The organism is Streptomyces sp. NRRL S-37 (assembly GCF_000721605.1).
Lineage (GTDB): Bacteria > Actinomycetota > Actinomycetes > Streptomycetales > Streptomycetaceae > Streptomyces.
The window spans coordinates 1-21,554 of sequence record NZ_JOIZ01000005.1 but is presented as its reverse complement, the minus strand read 5'-3'; the positions used below and the strand labels follow the sequence as shown (position 1 = coordinate 21,554).

The following is a 21,554-nucleotide window of genomic DNA, read 5'->3' as shown; positions in this document are numbered from 1 at the left end:
TCGGCATGGACAACCAATCATCCCATGATTCTATGATGGGTGTCATGGCTAGCGAGGAAACCCGGACACCCACGTCCACGACCGTACGCACACCGGCCGCGTCCGAGGCCCGGACCGTCCGCCGGGCCGGTGCCGCGCACGCTTGGCGGACGCGACTGCTCGTCGTCGGCATCGTGCTGGCCGCGCTCAACCTCCGCCCCGCCATCACCAGCCTGGGCGCGCTGCTGGAGGAGGTCCGCGACGGGCTCGGCATGAGCGGGAGCGTGGCCGGACTGCTCACCTCCGTGCCCCCCTTGTGCTTCGCCGTCTTCGGCGTCACCGCGCCGCGGCTGGCCCGCCGGTTCGGCGCGGGCGCGGTGGTCTGCGCCGGCATGGTCGCCATCGGCACCGGCCTGCTGATCCGCCCGTACGTGGGCGGCACGGCGGCGTTCCTGGCCACCAGCGCGCTGGCGCTGATGGGCATCGCCGTCAGCAACGTCCTGATGCCGGTCATCGTCAAGCGCTGGTTCCCCGACCGGGTCGGCTCCATGACCGGCCTGTACTCCATGGCCCTCGCCCTGGGCACCGCCACGGCGGCGGCCGTGACCGTGCCGCTGACCGACGCGCTGGGCGGGAACTGGCGCTCGGGCCTCGTCCTGTGGGCGGCCCTGGCGGCAGCCGCCGTACTGCCGTGGATCCCCTTCGTACGGGCCCGGGAACCGGAGCACGACGGGGCGCGTGCCGGACGGGACGCGCCCGCCGAGGCACCGGTGCGGCTGCGCATGACCCGCAGCCGCACCGCCTGGGCGCTGGCCGTCTTCTTCGGGCTCCAGGCCACCGCCGCCTACATCACCATGGGCTGGATGGCGCAGATCTTCCGGGACGCCGGCGTCCCCGCCGGCACGGCCGGGCTGCTCCTCGCGGTCACCATGGTGATGGGCGTACCGCTGGCCTTCGTCATCCCGCGCCTCGCCACCCGGCTGCCCCACCAGGGCCCGATCGTGCTCGCGCTGGGCGTCAGCGGCCTCGTCGGCTACGCGGGCCTGTACCTCGCCCCGGCCGCCGGTGCCTGGGCCTGGGCGGTGCTGCTGGGCATAGCGAACTGCGCCTTCCCGCTGGCGCTCACCATGGTCGGGATGCGGGCCAGGACCGGCGCGGGCGTGGCCCAGCTGTCGGCCTTCGCCCAGAGCACCGGCTATCTGATCTCCATCCCCGGCCCGCTCCTGGTGGGCGTCCTCTACCAGCACAGCGGCGGCTGGGGCCTGCCGATCGCCCTGATGGCCGGCCTGATGATCCCCCAGATGATCGTGGGCGTCCTGGCAGGCCGCGACCGCACGGTGGAGGACGAGGCAACGGCCTCCTAGGGGCGCGGGGCTGTGCCGACGTGCGGCTCAGCCGCGCGGGCGCGAAGGGGGGCGGGCCATAGGGGCGCGGGGCTGTGCCGATATGCGGCTCCGCCGCGTGGGCGCGAGGGGGCTGGGCGTATAGGGGCGCGGGGAACTGCGCGAGGGGGTCTGGGGGCGGAGCCCCCAGGGACGGGAAGGGGCGGCGGGGGCGAAACAAACGGCCCCTCCACGGCCGTAAACCACCCCGGCGAACCGGCCGACGAAGCCATGACGCCGAAGGCCACGGCCCTCAGGCCACCTGCCCGGCCGCCAGGCCACCCACGCCGTACGCCCCCGAAGCCCGCCGCAGGCGACCGAGGTGCGAGACTTGCCCCATGCCAGTCCTCGACCCGAACCCGCAGAACAGCCAGAAGAAGATGCTCCTCGTCTTCGGCGCGTTCTTCGCCATCTTCATCGTCATCGGCGTGATCGCGACGATCCTCGCCCCGTGACGCCCCATGGTGGTGCTGGCACCCCTATCCCCTAGGGGGCCAGGCTCAGGGTCAAGTGGGTGGATCACCGGATGGGCCGGGCCCTCGGAAATCCGTACCTTCGAGATGTGGCCGCGAGACGCGAGACGCGGGCCACGGACCACGGACCACTCGAAGAGCGGAGGCCCCATGTCGGCGCGCACGCACACCCCGCCCCACCCGGCTCCCCGGGGCGCCGTCACCACCCGGCTGCCGTGGTGGGCCCTGGCCCTGCCCACCCTCGCCTTCGTCGCCCTGCTCACCCTGGTCCTCAACCCCGCCGACGCCCACGCGGCCGTGGGCGATCCCGCGCTCACCCACCTCGTCGAGCGCGCGCAGCAGCTCATAGCCCGCTGACCCCCCGGAAGCGCCGGTCAACTCCCTGCGCCCCATGGCCTGTTTCATGCGAAGCTGGGTCACATGAGCGTCGCAGAACCCCGCAGGATTGTCCTTTTCCGGCATGCGAAAGCCGACTGGCCCCCGGTCTCCGACCACGAGCGCCCACTCGCCGAGCGGGGCCGCATGGATGCCGCCGTCGCCGGGCGCAAGCTCGCCGACACCGGCATCGCCTTCGACCTGGCCCTGTGCTCCACCGCGGTCCGGACCCGTGAGACCTGGAAGCTCGCGGTCCACGAGTTTCCCGAGCGGCCGAAGACCGTCTACGAGGAGCGGATCTACGATGCCTCGCCCGGCGAGCTGATCGCCCTGCTCAACGAAACCCCCGACGACGCGCAGAACGTCCTCCTGGTCGGCCACAACCCGGGCGTCCAGGGACTCGCCGACATCCTGGCCGGCGCGGCGGAGGGCGACGCCCGCGAGCGCATGAGCCGGCTCGGCTACCCGGCCGCCGCCTTCGCCGTCCTGTCCTTCACCGGCTCCTGGAAGACCCTCGAACCCGGCGTCGGCACGCTGGTCGACTACTGGGCGCCCACCGAGTGACACCCGGCACGGCTGAGGCCCGGCACCGACGTCCGCCGGTACCGGGCCCGCGCGTCTCCGTGGCCCGGTCCGGGCGGCTCAGTCCACGTCGAGCGTGTCCGCCGCCTCGACCTCTTCGCGGGTGACGCCGAGCAGGTAAAGGACCGTGTCCAGGAAGGGGAAGTTCACCGCCGTGTGCGCGGCCTCGCGCACCACCGGCTTGGCGTTGAAGGCGACACCGAGCCCCGCCGCGTTCAGCATGTCGAGATCGTTCGCACCGTCACCGATCGCCACCGTCTGCGACAGCGGCACCCCCGCCTCGGCGGCGAACCGGCGCAGCAGCCGGGCCTTGCCCGCCCGGTCCACGATCTCGCCGGTGACCTTGCCCGTCAGCTTCCCGTCGACGATCTCCAGGGTGTTGGCCTGGGCGAAGTCCAGCCCCAGCCGCTCCTTCAGATCATCCGTGACCTGGGTGAACCCGCCCGACACCACACCCACTTGGTAGCCGAGGCGCTTCAGCGTACGGATCAGGGTGCGGGCGCCCGGCGTCAGCCGCACCTCGCTGCGGACCTTGTCCACCACGGAGGCGTCCAGCCCTTCCAGCAGTGCCACACGCGCGTGCAGCGACTGCTCGAAGTCCAGCTCCCCGCGCATCGCGGCGGCCGTCACCTCGGCGACCTGGTCCTCGCAGCCCGCGTGCGCGGCGAAGAGTTCGATCACCTCGTCCTGGATGAGGGTGGAGTCCACGTCCATGACGACCAGGCGCTGCGCCCGCCGGTACAGCCCCGCCCCGACCACGGCGACGTCGACTCCGAGCCTGGCGGCGTCGGTCACCAGCGCGGTCCGCAGTGGTTCCGTCTCCACGCCGGACACCGCGAACTCCACGGCGGTCACCGGGTACTTGGCGAGCCGGAAGATACGGTCGATGTTGCCGCCGGCCTGGGTGATCCGTGCGGCGATCGCCGCCGTGGCCTCCGAGGTGAGGGGATGCCCCAGCACGGTGACCAGGGAGCGGCCGAGCCCGCGCGGACGGTTGTCGCCCTTGCCGGAGATGATCTCCGCCTGCATCTTCATCGACTCCGCCCAGCTGTGGACGGTCGCCCGCAGATCCCCTTCCAGTCCCTTGGGCGGCTGGGTCACGAGCGCGCAGAGCACGATGCGGCCACGGGTGACGACCTGCTCGATGTCGACCACGTCGACCGAGTAGGCGGCGAGGGTGTCGAAGAGGCCGGCCGTGATGCCCGGCCGGTCCTTGCCGAAGATCTTGACAAGGAGGGTGGGAACGTCGGTGGTCTGCGATGCGCTCATGGTGTTCCCACCGTATCCGGCACCCAGTGCCTCGCGCCTCCGAGGTCCGCCAGCCGGACAGCGAACACCGTCTGTCGCACCGGTGTCCCGCACATGGCGGACCAGAGACCTCCCATAGGTCACCTGCCCTTTCTCCCACGCGTCCGTGTCCTGCGGGGCCGCCTCCTCCCCGTCCGGTCGCCGGCGTGGCCGCCTTCCGCGGCGCGGGCTCATCGTCCGTCGGTCTCCCGCCCGTCCGGCTGTCGTGGCGGCGGCTTCCGCGGGGCCGGGGGAGGCGGCGGAGGCGGAGGCGGAGGCCCCTCGTCCGGACACAGCGACCGCCTGCCCCCTCCGTCTTCGCTCCCGCCCCGCTCCCCGGCCCCTCGCCGGGTCCCACGCCCGGGTGGCCGGATCACGGTGGGCGCCCCGTAGATGTCGCCGCTCCCGGCGCCGTCCTCGGGCGCCCCGGTACTCCCACCGGCCGACGGTTCCCGGGCCTGGCCCGGCGCGTCCTCAGGCCTCCGCGCTCCGTGCGCCTCCCCTGGCCCCCGTTCCCGCGATCCCGGGGGTCCCTGCCTCCACGGTGCCCGTCGTTCCTGCGGTTCGGGCCCGGCCGGTCCAGCGGCGCCCGGCGGGCCCCCGGCCCCCCGAGGCGTGTCCTCGGGGCTCCACGCTCCGCGCGTCCCCCACGGCCCCCGCTCCCGCGACGCGTGCGGTTCCGCTGACGCACGGGGCGCCCACGTCTCCCGTGACACCCGCAGATACGGATTGGTGTCCGGGTTCGGCGGGCGGTAAGGGGTCCCCGGCTCGTAGGGCCCGGGGGCCGTCCCTCCGCCCGGGCCCCCGACGGCCGACGCCGCCCGCCATTCCCCGGCCGCCTTGATGTCACTCCGTGCCAACGGTGCCGCCCGCACCCCCGCCGCCCCGCTCACCCGGGCCAGCAGCGCGCCCGCCGCGCCCGCGCCCGCGCCCCACACCGCGCCCAGCAGAAGCGCCGTGCCGAGCCGGCCGCGCAGTTCGATACCGGCACCGAACGCGTCGAAGCCCAGCACGGACAGCGAGGCGTTCGCCGACACCTCCGTCAGCCAGGCCAGCAACGGCAGAGCCAACGCCGTGGCGGCACCCAGCCGCAGCGCGCACCGCCCGGCGAAGCCGGCCGGTCCCACAGGCCTCGTCCCCGCAGGCCCCGTCCCCACCGGCGTCCGTACCCCCGTCAGCACCCCCGCCAGCAGCATCATCAGCGCGGCAGCCACCGCCAGCAGCCACACCCGCCCGTCGAGCTCCGCCAGCCGCCCCAGCGTGACGGACCGGTCCGCCCCGGTCCGCAGCAGGTCGTCCACGGGGTGCGGCAGCACCCCGAGCAGCGCCCCGCTCGCCCGCCCGTCCCACGGCACGAACAGGCCGAGCGGTACCCCGGTCCACACCCCGTTCGGTGCCCCCAGCAACGCCGCCCCCACGATCCGCCGGGGACGGTCGTCGCCGATCGCCGCGTACCCCGCCGCCGCGAGCCCCGCCGCCACCGCCACCAGGAGCACCGTGACGAGGGCGGACACCGCCGGCCGTACGGCACGGTGCACGGCGTCCCAGCCACGCGGCAGGGGGGTGCGGCGGGACGCCAGCAACGCGACGAGCAGGACGCCGGCCGCCCAGCCGAGCCCCCCGAGCAGCGTCGGCGCCGTGTCGACGGTGAACCCCACCGCCGTCCGCGCGTCGACGAGATCACCCACCCGGTCCGGCAGCAGCCCCCCGACATCGCCCAGCCCCGGGATCCCGACCCCGCCACCACCCACCCCCGGCAGGTCGTCCAGTCCCAGCGAGCCCCCGTCGATGGTGACGACGTCGTGGCCCGCCCAGACCAGCCCGCCCGTCATCGCCGCGAACAGCGCGACCACCGCACCCGCACGCGCGAGGAGTTCGGTTCCGGAGACCACGACTCCCGCCGCTCGCAGGGACCGCAGAAAGAAGTACGACAGCAGCAGCGCACCCACCAGGCTCACACCCAGCGGCGTGACTTCCACGGCCGTACCGGCCTCCGCACCCGACAGCCCGAAGGCGGACACGTCACCGGACGGCGTGACCGAACCGCCCGCCCCCAGAGCCACCACCGCGGCGGTCATCGGCCCCAGCGACCCGGCCGCGTCCGCGTCGAGCAGGTGCAGCCCGAGCGCCGCCGTCCCCGCCATCCCGATCAGCGCCCAGCTCACCGCGGCGACCGCGGACATCACCACATCGCCCCACGGCACGCGCGCACCGTGCTCCGCCGCTCCGGCACCCGTGGCAGCACTCATGGCAGACCCCCCGATCCGCGACGCGGCGTGACGGCCGCACATGTCCCCCTCGCGTGGTTTACCACTCTCCGGGCCGATTTCAACCCCGTCGACGAAAGCCGGTGAACACCTTGGTGCGCGCTCGTGACAAGGCCCGACTTTCGGTCAGGGGGCCGGGCCTGAAATAGTTCCCCCCGATGTTCGACATCCCTAGACTCCCTGCGATGGGGGAAATTCGGGGGACAACTCAGTGGGGCATGGAGTGCCGGAACTCGTACTGGAATCAAACGGACGGACCTGGACGCTCGATCCGTCCAGGGCATACACCCTCGGACGCGATCCGCAGGGGGACGTCGTGCTGGACGACGCCAGGGTCTCCTGGCGTCACGCCACGATCAGCTTCAACGGGCGCAGTTGGGTCATCGAGGACCACGGCAGCACCAACGGCACGTTCGTGCAGGGGCAGCGGATCCACCACCTGGAGTTCGGCTCCGACACGGTGCTGAACCTGGGCAACGCGAACGACGGCCCGCGCGTGACGCTGTCCGGTGCGGGCGCAGGCGCGGGTGCGGGCGCCGCGGCTCCGGCCGCCACGCCGCAGGCCCAGCCGCAGCAGCCGTACGCCGCCCAGGGTGCGAACGCCGGCTGGTCCCAGCAGGCGCCGCAACAGCAGCCGCCCGCCCAGCAGCCCGGCTGGCAGCAGCCGGCACCGCAGCAGTCCGCGCCGCACATCCCGCAGCAGCAGGGCGGCCCGGGCGGCGGCGCGGGCGCGCCGGTCTACGGCGACCGCAGCCCCACCACGTTCCACCAGTTCTCCCTCGGCCGCGTGATGCGCATCGGCCGCGCCCTGGAGAACGACCTGGTCGTCTCCGACCTCCAGGTCTCCCGCAACCACGCCGAGTTCCACTCCACGCCCGACGGCCGTATGGAGATCCGCGACCTCGGCTCGCACAACGGCACGTACGTCAACGGTCAGCCGATCGCCAAGGGCGGCACCCAACTGCTCGGCCCCACCGACATCGTGGGCGTCGGCCACTCGACGTTCCGGATCGTCGGGGACCGGCTCGAGGAGTTCGTCGACACCGGCGAGGTGTCCTTCTCCGCCCGCCACCTGACGGTCACCGTCGACGGCGGCAAGCAGATCCTCAAGGACGTCTCCTTCGGCGTCCCCGAGAAGTCGCTGATCGCGGTCATCGGCCCGTCCGGCTCCGGCAAGTCGACCCTGCTCAAGGCCCTCACCGGCTACCGCCCGGCCAACCAGGGCGAGGTCCTCTACGACAACCGGAACCTCTACAAGCAGTTCGCCGAGCTGCGCCAGCGCATCGGTCTGGTCCCGCAGGACGACATCCTGCACAAGGAGCTGACCGTCAAGAAGGCCCTCAAGTACGCGGCCAAGCTCCGCTTCCCCGCCGACACCACGGCCGCCGAGCGCGAGTCCCGCATCGACGAGGTGCTGCGCGAACTCAAGCTGGACATCCACAAGGACAAGAAGGTCACGTCCCTGTCCGGCGGCCAGCGCAAGCGCGTCTCCGTCGCCCTGGAGCTGCTCACCAAGCCGTCCCTGATCTTCCTGGACGAGCCCACCTCCGGCCTCGACCCGGGCATGGACCGCGACGTCATGCAGCTCCTGCGCGGCCTCGCCGACGACGGCCGCACCGTCCTCGTTGTCACGCACTCGGTGGCCGAGCTGGCGATCTGCGACAAGCTCCTGGTGATGGCGCCCGGCGGCTCCGTCGCCTACTTCGGCCCGCCCGACGAGGCGCTGAACTTCTTCGGCTACGACACCTGGGCCGACGTCTTCTCCGCCTTCGAGAACTACCGCGACTACGACTGGGCGGGCCGCTGGAAGGGCTCGCAGCACTACCAGATGTACGCCGCGGACATCGACGCGGTCGCACCGCAGTCCGTACAGGTACCGCCGATGCAGGCGATGCGGCCACCGAAGCCACAGGGCTGGATGTCACAGTTCGTGACCCTGGTGCGCCGCTACATCTCGGTGATCGTCTCCGACAAGGGCTTCCTCGCCCTGATGGTGATCCTGCCGGCCGTCCTGGGCGCGGTCAGCCTGCTCATCGACGCGGACAAGGGCCTGCTGCCCAACCCGCCCAACCCGCAGACCGGCCGGATCATCCCGAACGGCACGGCGACCACGGTCCTGCTGATACTCGCGGTGGGCGCCTGTTTCGCGGGCGCGGCGAACTCCGTGCGTGAGCTGATCAAGGAACGGGTCATCTACGAGCGGGAGCGCGCCACCGGCCTGTCCCGCTCGGCGTACCTGATGTCCAAGGTGTTCGTGCTCGGCATGATCACCGTGCTGCAGGGCCTGCTGGTCGGCGTGATCGGCTTCTCCAGCCGGGAGATCCCGGAGGAGGGCCTGGTCTTCGGGAGCCTCACACTGCTGGAGCTCTCCGTGCCGATCATGGCGCTCGGCTTCACCTCGATGATGTTCGGCCTGATCATCTCCGCGCTGGTGAAGACCGCCGAGAAGACCATGCCGCTGCTGGTGATGTTCGCGATCATCCAGGTCGTCTTCACCGGCTGCCTGTTCACCCTGCACGGCTCGATCGGCGTCAACCAGTTCTCGTTCCTGATGCCGTCGCGCTGGGCGGTCGCCGCCTCGGGCGCCACGCTGGACTTCAACAAGATCAGCCCGCCGGAGACGGCCGGCGACACCGACCCGCTGTGGGAGCACACGGTCGGCGCCTGGGCGATGGACATGGGCGCACTGCTCGCCCTCGGCGTGATCTGCGGCTTCTTCGTGGCCCGCTTCCTGCGCCGCCACGAGCCCGAGGTCATGCGCAAGTAGTCCGCGCCGTACGGCCCCGAAGGGCGGCACCCCGTCAGGAGGGTGCCGCCCTTCGGCGTCCTTCGGTTCGCGAGAAGAGGTCCGCGCCGACCTCTCAGTACGCGCTGTCGACGTTGTCCATGGTGCCGTACTTGTCGGCCGCGTAGTTGCAGGCGGCGGTGATGTTGGCGACCGGGTCGTAGATGTCCTTCGGGGTGCCCGGGACGTGGTAGGCCTCGAAGGTCGGCGGGATCACCTGCAGCAGGCCCTTGGACGGGATGCCGTTCTGGGCGTTGACGTCCCAGAGGTTGATCGCCTTCGGGTTGCCGGAGGACTCCCGCATGACGTTGCGGTGGATGCCCTCGTAGGAGCCCGGGATGCCGTGCTTCTTCATGATGGCCAGGGACTCGCGGATCCAGCCGTCCAGGTTGTCGCTGTAGCTCTTCTCCGGGGCGGCCTGCTTCACCTCGGCGCGCTCGGCGGCGCGGCTCGCGGCCTCCTCGGCCTGGCGGGCCTTCTCCGCCTTGGCCTCCGCGGCAGCGGCGGCGGCCTTCTTCTCGGCGGTGGCCTGGGCCGCGGCTTCCTTCTTCGCCGCGATCTGCTCGACCTTGACGCTGGAACCGGCGACCTGGTCGGTGACGCTCGCCTTGACGCCCTGGATCGGCTCGGTGCTGTACGCGACCTTCGCCGTGGGGGCGGCGACCTCGGCCGTGGTGGCCGTGGACGCGTTGCTCGGGACGGCCGAGAAACCGATGGCGGCGGCGCCGAGGGCCGCGACACCGGCGACGGCGAGCTTGTGGTGACGGGTCAGGGCACGACTATGACCACGGGTGAGGATGTTCTTGGACATGCGGGATGGACCTCTTCGAATAGCGCGGAGGTCGCTCGACGTCCGGTGGGGACAGGGTGCTTTCGGCACAAACGCCGCGGGGAGATACCCACGGCGCTGAGCGACGCAGCCATTCTTAGCGGCCGCAAAATGGTGGGGCAAAGGTGTGACGTACGAAGCCGGGTAGTGGATCGGGGAGGGCTAAACCAGGGCAGAAGGGGCCATACGCCCCGCTCATGCGGGCGTTATGTCTCTCCTAATCCCCTTCGTACGTGACGTACGCCCTATGCCCGGCCTCACACCGGCCACCCCTCACCCTCACCAAAAGTTGCTCAAGCAATGCTCTGTGTGACCGGCTCCGGTCACTCCGGCAGAACCAGATGCACATCACCGAACTCGTGCCACAGATAGCGCCCGCGCAGCGCCTCCTCGTACCCCCGGCCGATCGCCGCCCGCCCCGCGACCGCCTCCAGCATCAGCAGGTGCGAGGCCTCCGGCTCGTGCAGCCCGGTCAGCAGCCCGTCCACCACCCGCACCCCGCGCTCAGGGGTCACCACCAGGTCGGTCCACCCCGCGCGGGCCCGCACCACGCCGTCCGCACCGGCCGCCGACTCCACCGCCCGTACGGCCGTCGTCCCCACCGCGATCACCCGGCCGCCCCCCGCCCGCACCGCCCCGATCAACCGCGCCGACGCCTCCGGCACCGCGAACCGCTCCGGATACGGCGGCTCGTGCGCCTCCGCCGACGCCACCCCCGTGTGCAGCGTGACCGGGGCGAACCACACCCCCCGGCTCACCAGCTCCGCCACCGTCCGCGCGGTGAACGGACGCCCCGCGCTCGGCATCTCCGCACTCCCCGCACCGTCCGGCGACGGCAGCGCGAACACCGTCTGGTACGCCGACAGCGGCTGGTCCCGCTCCGTGTACGCGTACCGGATGGCCCGCCCGTGCTCCCGCAGCACCCCGAGCACGTCCCGCGACACGCGCGCCCACCACAGCCGCTCGCCCCGCGCGCTCAGCGGCTCCTCCAGCACCAGCCGCGCGCCCCCGGCCAGCCGCACCTCTGTACCCGCGGGCGCGCCCGCGCGCGGGCGCGTGGTGCCGCGCCCGTCCGGCTCCCGCAGCTCGACCGCCCACCGGCCGTCGTCCCCGCGCGTGGAGAAGTGCACCACCACGCGCGCGTGCCCGATCCACCCCCCGACCGCCGCCGCCAGCGTCGGCGAGGTGTTCACCACCAGCAGGTCCCCGGCCCGCAGTAGTCGCGGCAGCTCCACGAAGGCGTGGTGCGACACCGCCGTGCCCCGCGACACCAGCAGCCGCACCGAGTCCCGGTCGAGCCCCGGTCCCCGCCGCTCCACCGGCACCCGCGCGGACAGCTCCTCGGGCACCTCCACGGCCACGGTCATCGCCGCTCCTCCAGCAGCGCCGGGGCGGCGTAGCGACCGCTCGCCGGCCGCTCGTCCAGCAGCCGCAGGAAGGCGGGCACCACACCGGCCGGCTCAGGACGCGGATCGTCGTCGTCCGGTACGGCCGCCGCGTACAGGTCCGTCGCCATGTCGCCGGGATCGACCGACCACACCCGCAGCCCCGGCTCCTCCACCGCCAGCACCGCCGCCAGCTGGTCCAGCGCCGCCTTGGACGCCCCGTACCCGCCCCACGTCGGATACGCCTCCACGGCGGCGTCCGAGCTGACCACCAGCACCGCCCCGGCCGCCGCCGACCTGAGCAGCGGCAGCGCCTCCTGCACCAGGCCCAGCGCCGCCACCAGGTTCACCTCCAGCGCCCGCCGCAGCCCGTCCAGCGGCAGCTCCTCCAGGCGCACCAACGGCTCCGCGCCCAGCGCGCTCGCGTTGTGCACCACCAGGTCCACCCCGCCCAGCCGCCACGCCGCCGCCACCAGCTCCGCGCGGTGCGCCGCGTCCGTGACGTCCCCCGGCAGCGCCGTCACGCGCGTGCCGTGCGCCGACACCAGCCCCGCCGCCTCCGCCAGCGGCACCGGGTCCCGCGCGTCCAGCACCAGATCCCAGCCACGCTCCGCCAGCCCCCGGGCGAGCGCCTCCCCGAGCCCCTTCGAAGCCCCCGTGATGATCGCGACCGGCATGGCAACCGTCCCCTCGTCTTGTCCTCGCACGCCGCTCGACCGGCGTGCCCTCAACCTAGGGACCGGCCCGCCACGCCGCCTCGGGCCCGGGACGCAGCACCCCGGGGCCCTTCGCCCTACGCCACCGACCCCGGTCCCGAGGTCCTACGCCCCGACCGGGACGGGGGACCTTCGGCCTAGGTCCCGCGGCCCGCCCGAGGGCCGCCGCACGCCCGATCCCGCTGTCACCGCCCGCCGGTACCGTGAGGACATGAGCCACGGCCCCCGGTCCGGCCTCGCCGCGGTGAGCTCCGCGTTGCTGGCCATGAGCAGGCACCTCGAGGTGCGCGACGTCCTCAAGACGATCGTCGCCTCGGCCCGCGAACTCCTCGACGCGCAGTACGCCGCGCTCGGCGTGCCCGACGACCACGGCGGCTTCGCCCAGTTCGTGGTCGACGGCGTCAGCGACGACCAGTGGAAGGCCATCGGCCCCCTCCCGCGCCGGCACGGCGTCCTCGCCGCGATGCTCGACGAGGCCGCCCCGCAGCGCCTCGCCGACGTGCGCCGGGACCCCCGCTTCGAGGGCTGGCCCAGCGCCCACCCCGAGCTGGCCGACTTCCTCGGCCTGCCCATCCGCGACGGCGACGAGGTCCTCGGCGCCCTGTTCCTGGCCAACAAGAGATGCCCCAAGCCCGAAGGCACCTGCGGCTTCACCGAGGACGACGAGGAACTGCTCGGCATCCTCGCCCAGCACGCCGCCATCGCCCTCACCAACGCCCGGCTCTACGAACGCAGCCGCGAACTGACCATCGCCGAGGAACGCTCCCGCCTCGCCCACGAGCTCCACGACGCCGTCAGCCAGAAGCTCTTCTCCCTGCGGCTCACCGCCCAGGCCGCCGCCCGCCTCGTCGACCGCGACCCCTCCCGCGCCAAGGGCGAACTCCAGCAGATCGCCGCCCTGGCCGCCGAGGCCGCCGACGAACTGCGCGCGGCGGTCGTCGAACTGCGCCCCGCGGCCCTCGACGAGGACGGCCTCGTCGCCACGCTCCGCACCCAGATCCAGGTCCTCGACCGCGCCCACACCGCCCGCGTGACCTTCACCGGCCACGGCGTACGCGCCCTGCCCGCGGCCCAGGAGGAGGCGGTGCTGCGCGTCGCCCAGGAGGCCCTGCACAACGCGCTGCGGCACTCCGGCGGCGACCACGTCGACGTCACCCTGGACCGCCGCGGCGGCGGAGCGGTCCTGCGGGTCAGCGACGACGGTGACGGTTTCGACCCGCAGGCCGTCCGCCACGCGGGCCGCCATCTGGGCCTGGTCTCCATGCGGGATCGCGCGAGCGGGGTCGGCGGCAGGCTGACCGTGGAATCGGCGCCCGGCAAGGGCACCACGATCGAGATGGAGGTCCCTGGTGGCTGACGCAATCAAGGTGCTGCTGGTCGACGATCACCAGGTGGTACGCCGGGGGCTGCGCACCTTCCTCGAGGTGCAGGACGACATCGAGGTCGTCGGCGAGGCCGCGGACGGCGCGGAAGGGGTCGCCCTGGCGGAGGAGCTGGGGCCCGACGTCATCCTCATGGACGTCAAGATGCCCGGCATGGACGGCGTGGACGCGCTGCGCCGGCTCCGTGAACTGGACCACCCCGCGCGCGTGCTGATCGTCACCAGCTTCACCGAGCAGCGCACGGTCGTCCCCGCCCTCCGCGCGGGCGCCGCCGGGTACGTGTACAAGGACGTCGACCCCGACGCGCTCGCCGGAGCCATCCGCTCCGTGCACGCCGGGCACGTCCTGCTCCAGGCGGAGGTGGCCGGCGCGCTGCTGTCCCAGGAGGAGACCGGACCGGGCACGGGGCGCGCGGGCTCCCTCACCGAACGGGAGCGCGAGGTGCTCGGGCTCATAGCGGACGGTCGCGCCAACCGGGAGATCGCCCGCGCCCTGGTGCTGTCCGAGAAGACCGTGAAGACCCACGTCTCGAACATCCTGATGAAACTCGACCTCGCGGACCGCACCCAGGCCGCCCTGTGGGCCGTACGCCACGGTCTGAGCGGCTGACCCGTGACGCCTCGGACCGGCCGGAAGGTTCCCCTCCGATCCGAGATTCATACCGTAGGGGGAATGTCCCTCGGATGGCCGTATCCATGGCCGGCATCGGCCGTTCTCCAGTGCACGCCGCGGCGCCTGCCGCGGTCATCGCAAGGAGGGCTCGGAAAGTGAAGAACCTGAAGAAGGCAGCGGCTGTGACGATGGTGGCCGGCGGTCTGCTCGCGGCCGGCACGGGGATGGCCTCCGCCACCGACGGCAGCCACGCCGACGGCACGGCCGTGGGCTCCCCGGGCGTCGTCTCCGGCAATGTCGTCCAGGTGCCGGTCGACGTCCCGGTCAACGTGTCCGGCAACAGCGTCAACGTCATCGGCCTGCTGAACCCGGCCTTCGGCAACACCGCCGTCAACCACTGACGCGCACCCACCCGAGCCCCGGCCGCCCGCCCCCCACCGAGCGCCGGGGCTCCCGCCTTCCCACGACCCCGGGCAGCCGCACTGCCGCAGCTGCGGGCAGTCGTGCCGCTGGGGCGGCACGGGTGGGCGCAGCGGCACCCCTTCCAGCGGGGCGAGCGCAAGCCCACCCCCGCCCAGCAGGTGCCGGGGGCAGCTGAGCGGGGGGTGTCACGCAGCCCGGCGTGAGCGGGGTGCCGTCGCGCCCACCCGTGCCGCCCTGCGGCACGACTGCCCGCGGAAACGCACACGCTCCTCCCCGCTCACCCCGGAGGAACCCTCACCCCGCCCCCCGCTCCTCCACAACGGAGTTGTACGCGGCCACCTGCGCCCGCCGGGCCGTCCGCTCGACGGGCCGCAACGCACCGGCCCGCGCCGCCATCTCCGACGCGCTCACCGCACCCCCGTGCCCACCCGCCCCCGCCAGCGACACCAACGCCCCCACCCGCTGCGCCAGCTCCAGCACCCGCACCGCCCGAGGCGGATACCCCGGCGCCAGCACCTCCCGCCCCCGCGACCCCGAGGCCCGCGCCCGGTACGCGTCGATCGCCGCCTCCGCCACCGGTCCCGACCCGGCCACATCCAGCCGCGTCAGCACCTCCGTCGCCTCCCGCAGCGCCTCCGCCAGCTCCCGCTCCGCCTCCCCGAGCGACGGCACATCCGCCGGCGGTGCCTCCCGCACCGGCAGGCAGTGCCACACCACCTCCACGTGCACATCACCCGCGGGCCCGGCCTCGGACACCTCCGGCACCAGCCCGACCGCGGCCCCGGAACAGACCACCGCCTCCTCCGCCTCCAGCGCCCGCGCGTTGAACTCCGGCGGCCCGCTCAGTCCCAGCGGATGCCCCGGCGCCGGCAGCGCCACCCGCAGCCCGGTCACCCCCAGCGCCCGCAGCCGCCCCAGCGCCAGCGTGAGCCCCACCGGCGCCGGCTCACCCGGCACCCCCTCCACCCGGTGCACCGCGTCCTCCCCGACGATCGCGAGCACGGCGTCATCCGGTGAGACAAGTCCGGCAAGAAGGGCGTTTCCCCAAGCGGCAAGGCGTCCAGAGCGAGGTTCCGAGAGCATGCGTACACCCTAGACAGAGCCCGAGAACCGGACCGGAGGAATGTCCGGGTCGACCAGTGGCGTAGATTTCATGAAGGGCTGCGCCCACGGGTGCGGCGGACCCACCCACAGGCGTACGCGACAGCCGAGACCGGCCACACTGCAAGGGGAGACAACGCGCTCATGAGCGATGTTCTGGAGCTTCAGGACGTATCCGTGGTCCGTGAGGGCCGGGCTCTGGTGGACCAGGTCTCCTGGTCGGTCAAGGAGGGCGAGCGCTGGGTCATCCTCGGCCCCAACGGCGCCGGCAAGACCACCCTCCTCAACATCGCGTCCAGCTACCTGTACCCCAGCAAGGGCACCGTCAGCATCCTCGGCGAGACCCTCGGCAGGCCCGGCACCGACGTCTTCGAGCTGCGCCCCCGCATCGGCGTGGCCGGCATCGCCATGGCCGACAAGCTGCCCAAGAAGCAGACCGTCCTGCAGACGGTGCTCACCGCCGCCTACGGCATGACCGCCGGCTGGCAGGAGGAGTACGAGGACATCGACGAGCAGCGCGCCCGCGCCTTCCTCGACCGCCTCGGCATGTCCGAGTACCTGGACCGCAGGTTCGGCACCCTCTCCGAGGGCGAGCGCAAGCGCACCCTCATCGCCCGCGCCCTGATGACCGACCCCGAGCTGCTGCTCCTCGACGAGCCCGCCGCCGGACTCGACCTCGGCGGCCGCGAGGACCTGGTACGCCGCCTCGGCCGGCTCGCCCGCGACCCGATCGCCCCCTCCATGATCATGGTCACGCACCACGTCGAGGAGATCGCCCCGGGCTTCACCCACGTCCTGATGATCCGCCAGGGCAAGGTCCTCGCCGCCGGCCCGCTGGAGCTCGAACTCACCTCCCGCAACCTCTCCCTCTGCTTCGGCCTCCCGCTCGTCGTCGAACAGGTCGGCGACCGCTACACCGCCCAGGGCCTCCCGATGTCCTGACCCCTTCCGCAGCCCAAGACCCGGAGCCGCACGGCGCGTTCGAACCGATCGGCGCCCTGTCGGCGACCGGGTGCGCGGTCCTACCATGACCACGTGGACATCGACGCATGGCTGTGGTGGCTCATCGGCGCGGCGGTACTCGGCATCGGGCTCGTGATCACCGCGATGCCCGAACTCGGCATGCTCGCGGTGGGCGCCGTCGCCGCGGCAGTGGTCTCCGGCATCTTCGGCGGCGGTGCCGTCGCCCAGGTCGTGGTCTTCGCCGTCGTCTCGACCGCCCTCATCGCCGTCGTACGGCCCATCGCGAACAGACACCGCGCCGGGCGGCCCCAACTCGCCACCGGCGTGGACGCCCTGAAAGGGAAACAGGCCGTCGTCCTGGAGCGCGTCGACGGATCCGGTGGCCGGATCAAGCTGGCCGGCGAGGTCTGGTCGGCACGCGCACTCGACGCCGGTCGTGCCTATGAAGTAGGTCAGGAAGTGGACGTCGTGGACATCGAGGGAGCCACGGCCATCATCATGTGACCGGGCACGACACAACTGGGGCGAACAACCACCCAGTTGCACCGATGGTCTGTCAGACTCGACCAGCAAGATCTTCAACAACGAGATCTTCCGCAGGCACGAGAGCTGCCGCAGGCGCCGAGGCTAAGAAGGGTTCGGGGAACCGACGATGCAACCGATCATCATCGTCCTGATCATCCTGGTGGTGCTGGTCTTCATCGCCCTGATCAAGACGATCCAAGTCATCCCACAGGCCAGCGCCGCCATCGTCGAGCGCTTCGGCCGCTACACGCGGACACTCAACGCGGGCCTCAACATCGTCGTCCCGTTCATCGACACCATCCGCAACCGCATCGACCTGCGCGAACAGGTCGTCCCGTTCCCGCCGCAGCCGGTGATCACCCAGGACAACCTGGTCGTCAACATCGACACCGTCATCTACTACCAGGTGACCGACGCCCGGGCCGCCACCTACGAGGTGGCCAGCTACATCCAGGCCATCGAGCAGCTCACCGTCACCACGCTCCGCAACATCATCGGCGGCATGGACCTGGAGCGCACCCTCACCTCCCGCGAGGAGATCAACGCGGCCCTGCGCGGCGTCCTCGACGAGGCCACCGGCAAGTGGGGTATCCGCGTCAACCGCGTCGAGCTCAAGGCCATCGAACCGCCCACCTCCATCCAGGACTCGATGGAGAAGCAGATGCGCGCCGACCGCGACAAGCGCGCCGCGATCCTCCAGGCCGAGGGTGTCCGCCAGTCCGAGATCCTGCGCGCCGAGGGCGAGAAGCAGTCCCAGATCCTGCGCGCCGAGGGCGAGGCCAAGGCGGCGGCCCTGCGCGCCGAGGGCGAGGCCCAGGCGGTCCGTACGGTCTTCGAGGCCATCCACGCCGGCGACCCCGACCAGAAGCTCCTCTCCTACCAGTACCTCCAGATGCTCCCCAAGATCGCCGAGGGCGACGCCAACAAGCTCTGGATCGTCCCCAGCGAGATCGGCGACGCCCTCAAGGGCCTCTCCGGCGCGATGGGCAACTTCGGCGCGATGGGCGGCGGCAACAGCCCCTCGGGAACCGCCAACGTCCCCTCCCAGGAACGCCGGGAAAAGCCCTCCATCGACTGAAACCCCTGGGGGCGCGGGGAACTGCGCGAACAACCACGCACAACCCGCGCCCGGGGAACCACCCGAACCCCTACGGCGAAGCCCTCACGCCGCATCCAGCGTCAGCCACTCGGGCAACGCCTCGAAGTCCTCGGCGCCCAGCGCCAGCAGCATCGCATCGGCCGGCGTGGGCTCGAACGGCCGCCGCAACAGCGGCATCCCCGCCTGCTCGGGCGTCCGGTTCGCCTTGCGGTGGTTGTCCTCCGCGCACGACGCCACCGTGTTCAGCCACGTGTCCTGCCCGCCGTGCGACCGCGGCACCACGTGGTCCACGGTCGTCGCCCGCCGCCCGCAGTACGCGCACCGGTGCCGGTCCCGCACCAGGACACCCCGCCGCGACCACGGCGCTTGTCTTCGGAACGGCACCCTCACGTACTGGCAGAGCCTGATCACCCGGGGCGCCGGTATGTCGACCGCGGCTCCGCGCATCCGCAGTTCGGGGTGGGCCTGCTCGACGACGGCCTTGTCCTGAAGCACCAGAACGACGGCTCGGTTCAGCGTCACCGTCGACAACGGCTCGAAGCTCGCGTTCAGTACCAGCGTGTCCCGCATACCAGCCCACCTCCCGTGTGCACCGGCCCACCCCTCGGCGGGCTGGGATCAACTCTGGCCGGGCACGCCGAGATGGACAACGCAATATCTGCTGCTCCTGCGGGAGGTGACCCCCGCGACCCCCGGCAACAAAAATGCCCGCCCCTGATCAATTCCAAGACCAGGGGCGGGCAAACGTTCCATGAACCCTCGGAGCCGCGCGGGAGACCGCTCAGGACTCCGCGGGCACCTCGTACTCACCGATCAGCTGGGCACGCGCCAGCGTGTGGAACCGCAGGTTGAAGCCCACCACGGCGGGAGACGCGTCCGCGTCCGGACCGAGCTTCTCCTGGTCCACGGCGTACACCGTGAACACATACCGGTGCGGCCCGTCCCCGGGCGGCGGCGCGGCACCGCCGAAGTCCTTGCCGCCGTAGTCGTTGCGCGCGTGGACCGCGCCCTCGGGCAACCCCTCGAACGTGCCGCTCCCCGCACCGGCCGGCAGCTCGGTCACCGTGGCCGGGATGTCGAACACCACCCAGTGCCAGAACCCGCTGCCCGTCGGGGCATCGGGGTCGTAGCAGGTCACGGCGAAGCTCTTGGTCTCCGGCGGGAACCCCTCCCACCGCAGGTGCGGCGAGGTGTTGCCGGCCGCGTGGACCTGAGCGTCCTTGAGCGTCGCCCCCTCCCGCACGTCCTCGCTCGTCACCGCGAACGACGGCACGGGCGGATGGAAGTCGTGGGGGAGCGGCCGCCGCTTGAGCTCGGTCACCTCGGTACCTCCTGATCGATTGCGTTCAGTGAGAACCGAGCCTAGAACCAGTTGCGCTTGCTGCCGACCTCCGACAGCCACTGGTTGAGGTATGCCGTCCAATCGGTCCCCTGGTAGTCGTTCAGCCCCACCTTGAAGGAGCGGAACGTGTCGCTGCCCTCGCTGAACAGACCCGGCTTCTTGTCCATCTCCAGCACCACGTCCATGGCCTGCTCGTCGGCCACGAAGCTCAGCTCGACCTGGTTCAGCCCCCGGTACTGCTGCGGCGGGAAGAACTCGATCTCCTGGTAGAACGGCAGCTTCTGCCGGGTGCCCCGGATGTGGCCGCGCTCCATGTCCGCGTTCTTGAAGCGGAAGCCCAGCTGGATGAACGCGTCCAGGATCGCCTTCTGCGCCGGCAGCGGGTGCACGTTGACCGGGTCCAGGTCACTGGAGTCCACGGCCCGCGCGATCGCCAGCTCGGTGCTCACCCCGATGTTCATCCCGCGCAGCGGCTGCCCGTCGATCATCGTGATCGGCGTCTCCCACGGGATCTCCAGCCCGAACTGCACGGCGTGCACCGCACCCGCCTGGAGCTCGAAGGCACCACCCAGGCTCGACTTGGTGAACTCGATGTCCTGCTTGTACTCCTGGTCGCCGCTCTCCACCTCGACCTTGGCCTGCAGCCCGACCGACAGACCCTCGATCTGCTGGTTCACGGACCCGCCCTGGATCCGCACCTCGCCCTGGACGACACCGCCCGGAACCACGTTGACCTCGTGCAGCACCGTCTCGACCGAGGCCCCGCCGGCACCCAGACTCGCCAGCAGCTTCTTGAACGCCATGTCTCTCCCTCTCCAGGCGACCCCCGTGGGCCACACCTGATCCGTCGTCCTGCGTCGAGTCGTACGTATGGACCCTTGATCCCTAACAACGCGATCCGGCCGTGGCCGGTTCCGTGTTCCACACCCTGGCAACCACGGAGCCCGCTGACCACCCCGTGGTGCCGACCGGCTCCAGTACCCTCGGACGGCATGATCGCGACCCCCGACCGTACGCCCCTGCCCAGAGAGTTCTTCGACCGCCCCGTCCTCGAGGTCGCCCCCGACCTCCTCGGCCGGATCCTGGTCCGCACCACCCCGGACGGTCCGATCGCCCTCCGCCTCACCGAGGTCGAGGCCTACGACGGTCAGAACGACCCCGGCTCCCACGCCTACCGCGGTCGCACCGCCCGCAACGACGTGATGTTCGGTGCGCCCGGTCATGTGTACGTCTACTTCACCTATGGCATGTGGTTCTGCATGAACCTCGTGTGCGGCCCCGAGGGACGCGCGAGCGCCGTGCTCCTCCGCGCCGGCGAGATCATCGAGGGCGCCGAGCCGGCCCGCAGCCGCCGCCTCTCGGCCCGTAACGACAAGGAACTCGCCAAAGGTCCGGCCCGCCTGGCCACGGCCCTCGGCGTCGACCGCGAACTCAACGGCACGGACGCCTGCGCCGCCGGCGACACCCCGCTGCGGATCCTCACCGGCACTCCCGTGCCCCCCGGGCAGGTGAGCAACGGCCCGCGCACCGGAGTCTCCGGTGAGGGAGCCGTCCACCCCTGGCGCTACTGGATCACCGACGACCCGACGGTGAGTCCCTACCGGGCCCACGTACCGCGGCGCCGTCGAAGTTGACTCGACCTTGGAAGGTGCGTAATGTGGCCCGAGCCGCTTGAACCGGGTACGGCGATCGCCTGCAGCCGGAAGCGGCCAACCCACTACCTACGATCACCCCTCAGCGGGGTCGAATTCGTCATGTCCGCATGTCTGAATTCCGAACCGCGGAGCCCGATTATGAATCGAGCAGGGGAATCGGTTAACGTGGTGAATGTCGAAAGGGCGACGGGCGAAAGCCTAGAGCTTAACGACATGGCCCGCCGACCGGGAATCAGGCCCGAAAGGATCTGATAGAGTCGGAACCGCCGGAAAGGGAAACGCGGAAGCGGAGTCCCGGAAAGCACCGAGGAAATCGGATCGGAAAGATCTGATAGAGTCGGAAACGCAAGACCGAAGGGAAGCGCCCGGAGGAAAGCCCGCGAGGGTGAGTA

21 protein-coding genes are annotated in these 21,554 nt (G+C 71.8%); 12 read left to right on the top strand and 9 right to left on the bottom strand.

The genetic code is table 11. The features are described from left to right. The first annotated feature begins 44 nt into the window (after positions 1-44). From IH50_RS0106940 to IH50_RS0106925, 4 genes are all read left to right on the top strand, one after another. A complete protein-coding gene (locus IH50_RS0106940; protein ID WP_420709023.1) occupies positions 45-1,343 on the top strand; it encodes a CynX/NimT family MFS transporter in 1,299 nt (432 codons plus the stop codon). Positions 1,344-1,699: 356 nt separating this feature from the next. Then, positions 1,700-1,816 carry an SGM_5486 family transporter-associated protein gene (locus IH50_RS43145; protein ID WP_107061988.1) on the top strand — a complete coding sequence of 39 codons (117 nt, stop codon included), beginning with the start codon at positions 1,700-1,702 and terminating at the stop codon, positions 1,814-1,816. Between the two features lie 168 nt (positions 1,817-1,984). Next, positions 1,985-2,191 carry a hypothetical protein gene (locus IH50_RS0106930; RefSeq protein ID WP_030858420.1) on the top strand — a complete coding sequence of 69 codons (207 nt, stop codon included), beginning with the start codon at positions 1,985-1,987 and terminating at the stop codon, positions 2,189-2,191. A 63-nt stretch (positions 2,192-2,254) separates the two neighbouring features. Next, the gene (locus IH50_RS0106925; protein WP_030858418.1) at positions 2,255-2,773 is read left to right on the top strand and encodes a SixA phosphatase family protein; all 519 of its coding nucleotides are present in this window, start codon (positions 2,255-2,257) and stop codon (positions 2,771-2,773) included. A gap of 78 nt (positions 2,774-2,851) precedes the next feature. Here the strand turns inward: IH50_RS0106925 and serB are convergent, their stop codons facing one another. Next, positions 2,852-4,060, bottom strand: coding sequence for a phosphoserine phosphatase SerB (gene serB, locus IH50_RS0106920; protein WP_030858416.1), 1,209 nt, complete (start codon positions 4,058-4,060; stop codon positions 2,852-2,854). A 209-nt stretch (positions 4,061-4,269) separates the two neighbouring features. Further along, positions 4,270-6,327 carry a streptophobe family protein gene (locus IH50_RS0106915; RefSeq protein WP_037872204.1) on the bottom strand — a complete coding sequence of 686 codons (2,058 nt, stop codon included), beginning with the start codon at positions 6,325-6,327 and terminating at the stop codon, positions 4,270-4,272. 241 nt (positions 6,328-6,568) lie between these two features. Between IH50_RS0106915 and IH50_RS0106910 the strand changes: the two genes are divergently transcribed. Beyond that, complete coding sequence (locus tag IH50_RS0106910; RefSeq protein ID WP_030858412.1) at positions 6,569-9,112, top strand: FHA domain-containing protein; 2,544 nt, start codon at positions 6,569-6,571, stop codon at positions 9,110-9,112. A 94-nt stretch (positions 9,113-9,206) separates the two neighbouring features. Here the strand turns inward: IH50_RS0106910 and IH50_RS0106905 are convergent, their stop codons facing one another. From IH50_RS0106905 to IH50_RS0106895, 3 genes are all read right to left on the bottom strand, one after another. Further along, positions 9,207-9,941, bottom strand: a complete 735-nt coding sequence (locus IH50_RS0106905) for a transglycosylase SLT domain-containing protein (protein WP_030858410.1) — start codon at positions 9,939-9,941, stop codon at positions 9,207-9,209. Positions 9,942-10,282: 341 nt separating this feature from the next. Then, positions 10,283-11,326, bottom strand: coding sequence for an S-adenosylmethionine:tRNA ribosyltransferase-isomerase (locus IH50_RS0106900; RefSeq protein ID WP_030858408.1), 1,044 nt, complete (start codon positions 11,324-11,326; stop codon positions 10,283-10,285). Then, positions 11,323-12,021, bottom strand: a complete 699-nt coding sequence (locus tag IH50_RS0106895; RefSeq protein ID WP_030858406.1) for an SDR family NAD(P)-dependent oxidoreductase — start codon at positions 12,019-12,021, stop codon at positions 11,323-11,325. Before IH50_RS0106895 ends, IH50_RS0106900 begins: the two co-directional genes overlap by 4 nt. 250 nt (positions 12,022-12,271) lie before the next feature. On the opposite strand from IH50_RS0106895, the gene IH50_RS0106890 reads away from it, so the two are divergent. From IH50_RS0106890 to IH50_RS0106880, 3 genes are all read left to right on the top strand, one after another. Further along, a complete protein-coding gene (locus tag IH50_RS0106890; RefSeq protein WP_030858404.1) occupies positions 12,272-13,417 on the top strand; it encodes a GAF domain-containing sensor histidine kinase in 1,146 nt (381 codons plus the stop codon). Then, the gene (locus IH50_RS0106885) at positions 13,410-14,051 is read left to right on the top strand and encodes a response regulator (RefSeq protein WP_030858403.1); all 642 of its coding nucleotides are present in this window, start codon (positions 13,410-13,412) and stop codon (positions 14,049-14,051) included. The genes IH50_RS0106890 and IH50_RS0106885 overlap by 8 nt, the downstream gene beginning before the upstream one ends. A 158-nt stretch (positions 14,052-14,209) precedes the next feature. After that, complete coding sequence (locus IH50_RS0106880) at positions 14,210-14,455, top strand: chaplin (RefSeq protein ID WP_030833995.1); 246 nt, start codon at positions 14,210-14,212, stop codon at positions 14,453-14,455. Positions 14,456-14,771: 316 nt separating this feature from the next. Here IH50_RS0106880 and IH50_RS0106875 read toward each other — a convergent pair whose 3' ends face one another. Next, positions 14,772-15,560, bottom strand: a complete 789-nt coding sequence (locus IH50_RS0106875; protein WP_030858401.1) for a hypothetical protein — start codon at positions 15,558-15,560, stop codon at positions 14,772-14,774. A gap of 162 nt (positions 15,561-15,722) precedes the next feature. Between IH50_RS0106875 and IH50_RS0106870 the strand changes: the two genes are divergently transcribed. The 3 genes from IH50_RS0106870 to IH50_RS0106860 all read left to right on the top strand — a co-directional run bounded on the left by IH50_RS0106870 (position 15,723) and on the right by IH50_RS0106860 (position 18,144). After that, the gene (locus IH50_RS0106870; protein ID WP_030858398.1) at positions 15,723-16,520 is read left to right on the top strand and encodes an ABC transporter ATP-binding protein; all 798 of its coding nucleotides are present in this window, start codon (positions 15,723-15,725) and stop codon (positions 16,518-16,520) included. A 93-nt stretch (positions 16,521-16,613) separates the two neighbouring features. Then, positions 16,614-17,045 (top strand): NfeD family protein, encoded by a 432-nt coding sequence (locus IH50_RS0106865; protein WP_030858396.1) that lies wholly within the window; start codon positions 16,614-16,616, stop codon positions 17,043-17,045. A 148-nt stretch (positions 17,046-17,193) separates the two neighbouring features. Then, positions 17,194-18,144 (top strand): SPFH domain-containing protein, encoded by a 951-nt coding sequence (locus IH50_RS0106860; protein WP_030858393.1) that lies wholly within the window; start codon positions 17,194-17,196, stop codon positions 18,142-18,144. A gap of 84 nt (positions 18,145-18,228) precedes the next feature. Here IH50_RS0106860 and IH50_RS0106855 read toward each other — a convergent pair whose 3' ends face one another. The 3 genes from IH50_RS0106855 to IH50_RS0106845 form a co-directional block, all read right to left on the bottom strand. Beyond that, the gene (locus IH50_RS0106855; protein WP_030858391.1) at positions 18,229-18,735 is read right to left on the bottom strand and encodes an HNH endonuclease; all 507 of its coding nucleotides are present in this window, start codon (positions 18,733-18,735) and stop codon (positions 18,229-18,231) included. Positions 18,736-18,946: 211 nt separating this feature from the next. Further along, a complete protein-coding gene (locus tag IH50_RS0106850) occupies positions 18,947-19,486 on the bottom strand; it encodes a YbhB/YbcL family Raf kinase inhibitor-like protein (protein WP_030858389.1) in 540 nt (179 codons plus the stop codon). Between the two features lie 41 nt (positions 19,487-19,527). Continuing rightward, positions 19,528-20,310, bottom strand: a complete 783-nt coding sequence (locus tag IH50_RS0106845) for a sporulation protein (RefSeq protein WP_030858387.1) — start codon at positions 20,308-20,310, stop codon at positions 19,528-19,530. A 189-nt stretch (positions 20,311-20,499) separates the two neighbouring features. Between IH50_RS0106845 and IH50_RS0106840 the strand changes: the two genes are divergently transcribed. After that, positions 20,500-21,141: a DNA-3-methyladenine glycosylase gene (locus IH50_RS0106840; protein ID WP_030858385.1), complete on the top strand. Its 642-nt coding sequence runs from the start codon at positions 20,500-20,502 to the stop codon at positions 21,139-21,141. Positions 21,142-21,554: the final 413 nt, after the last annotated feature.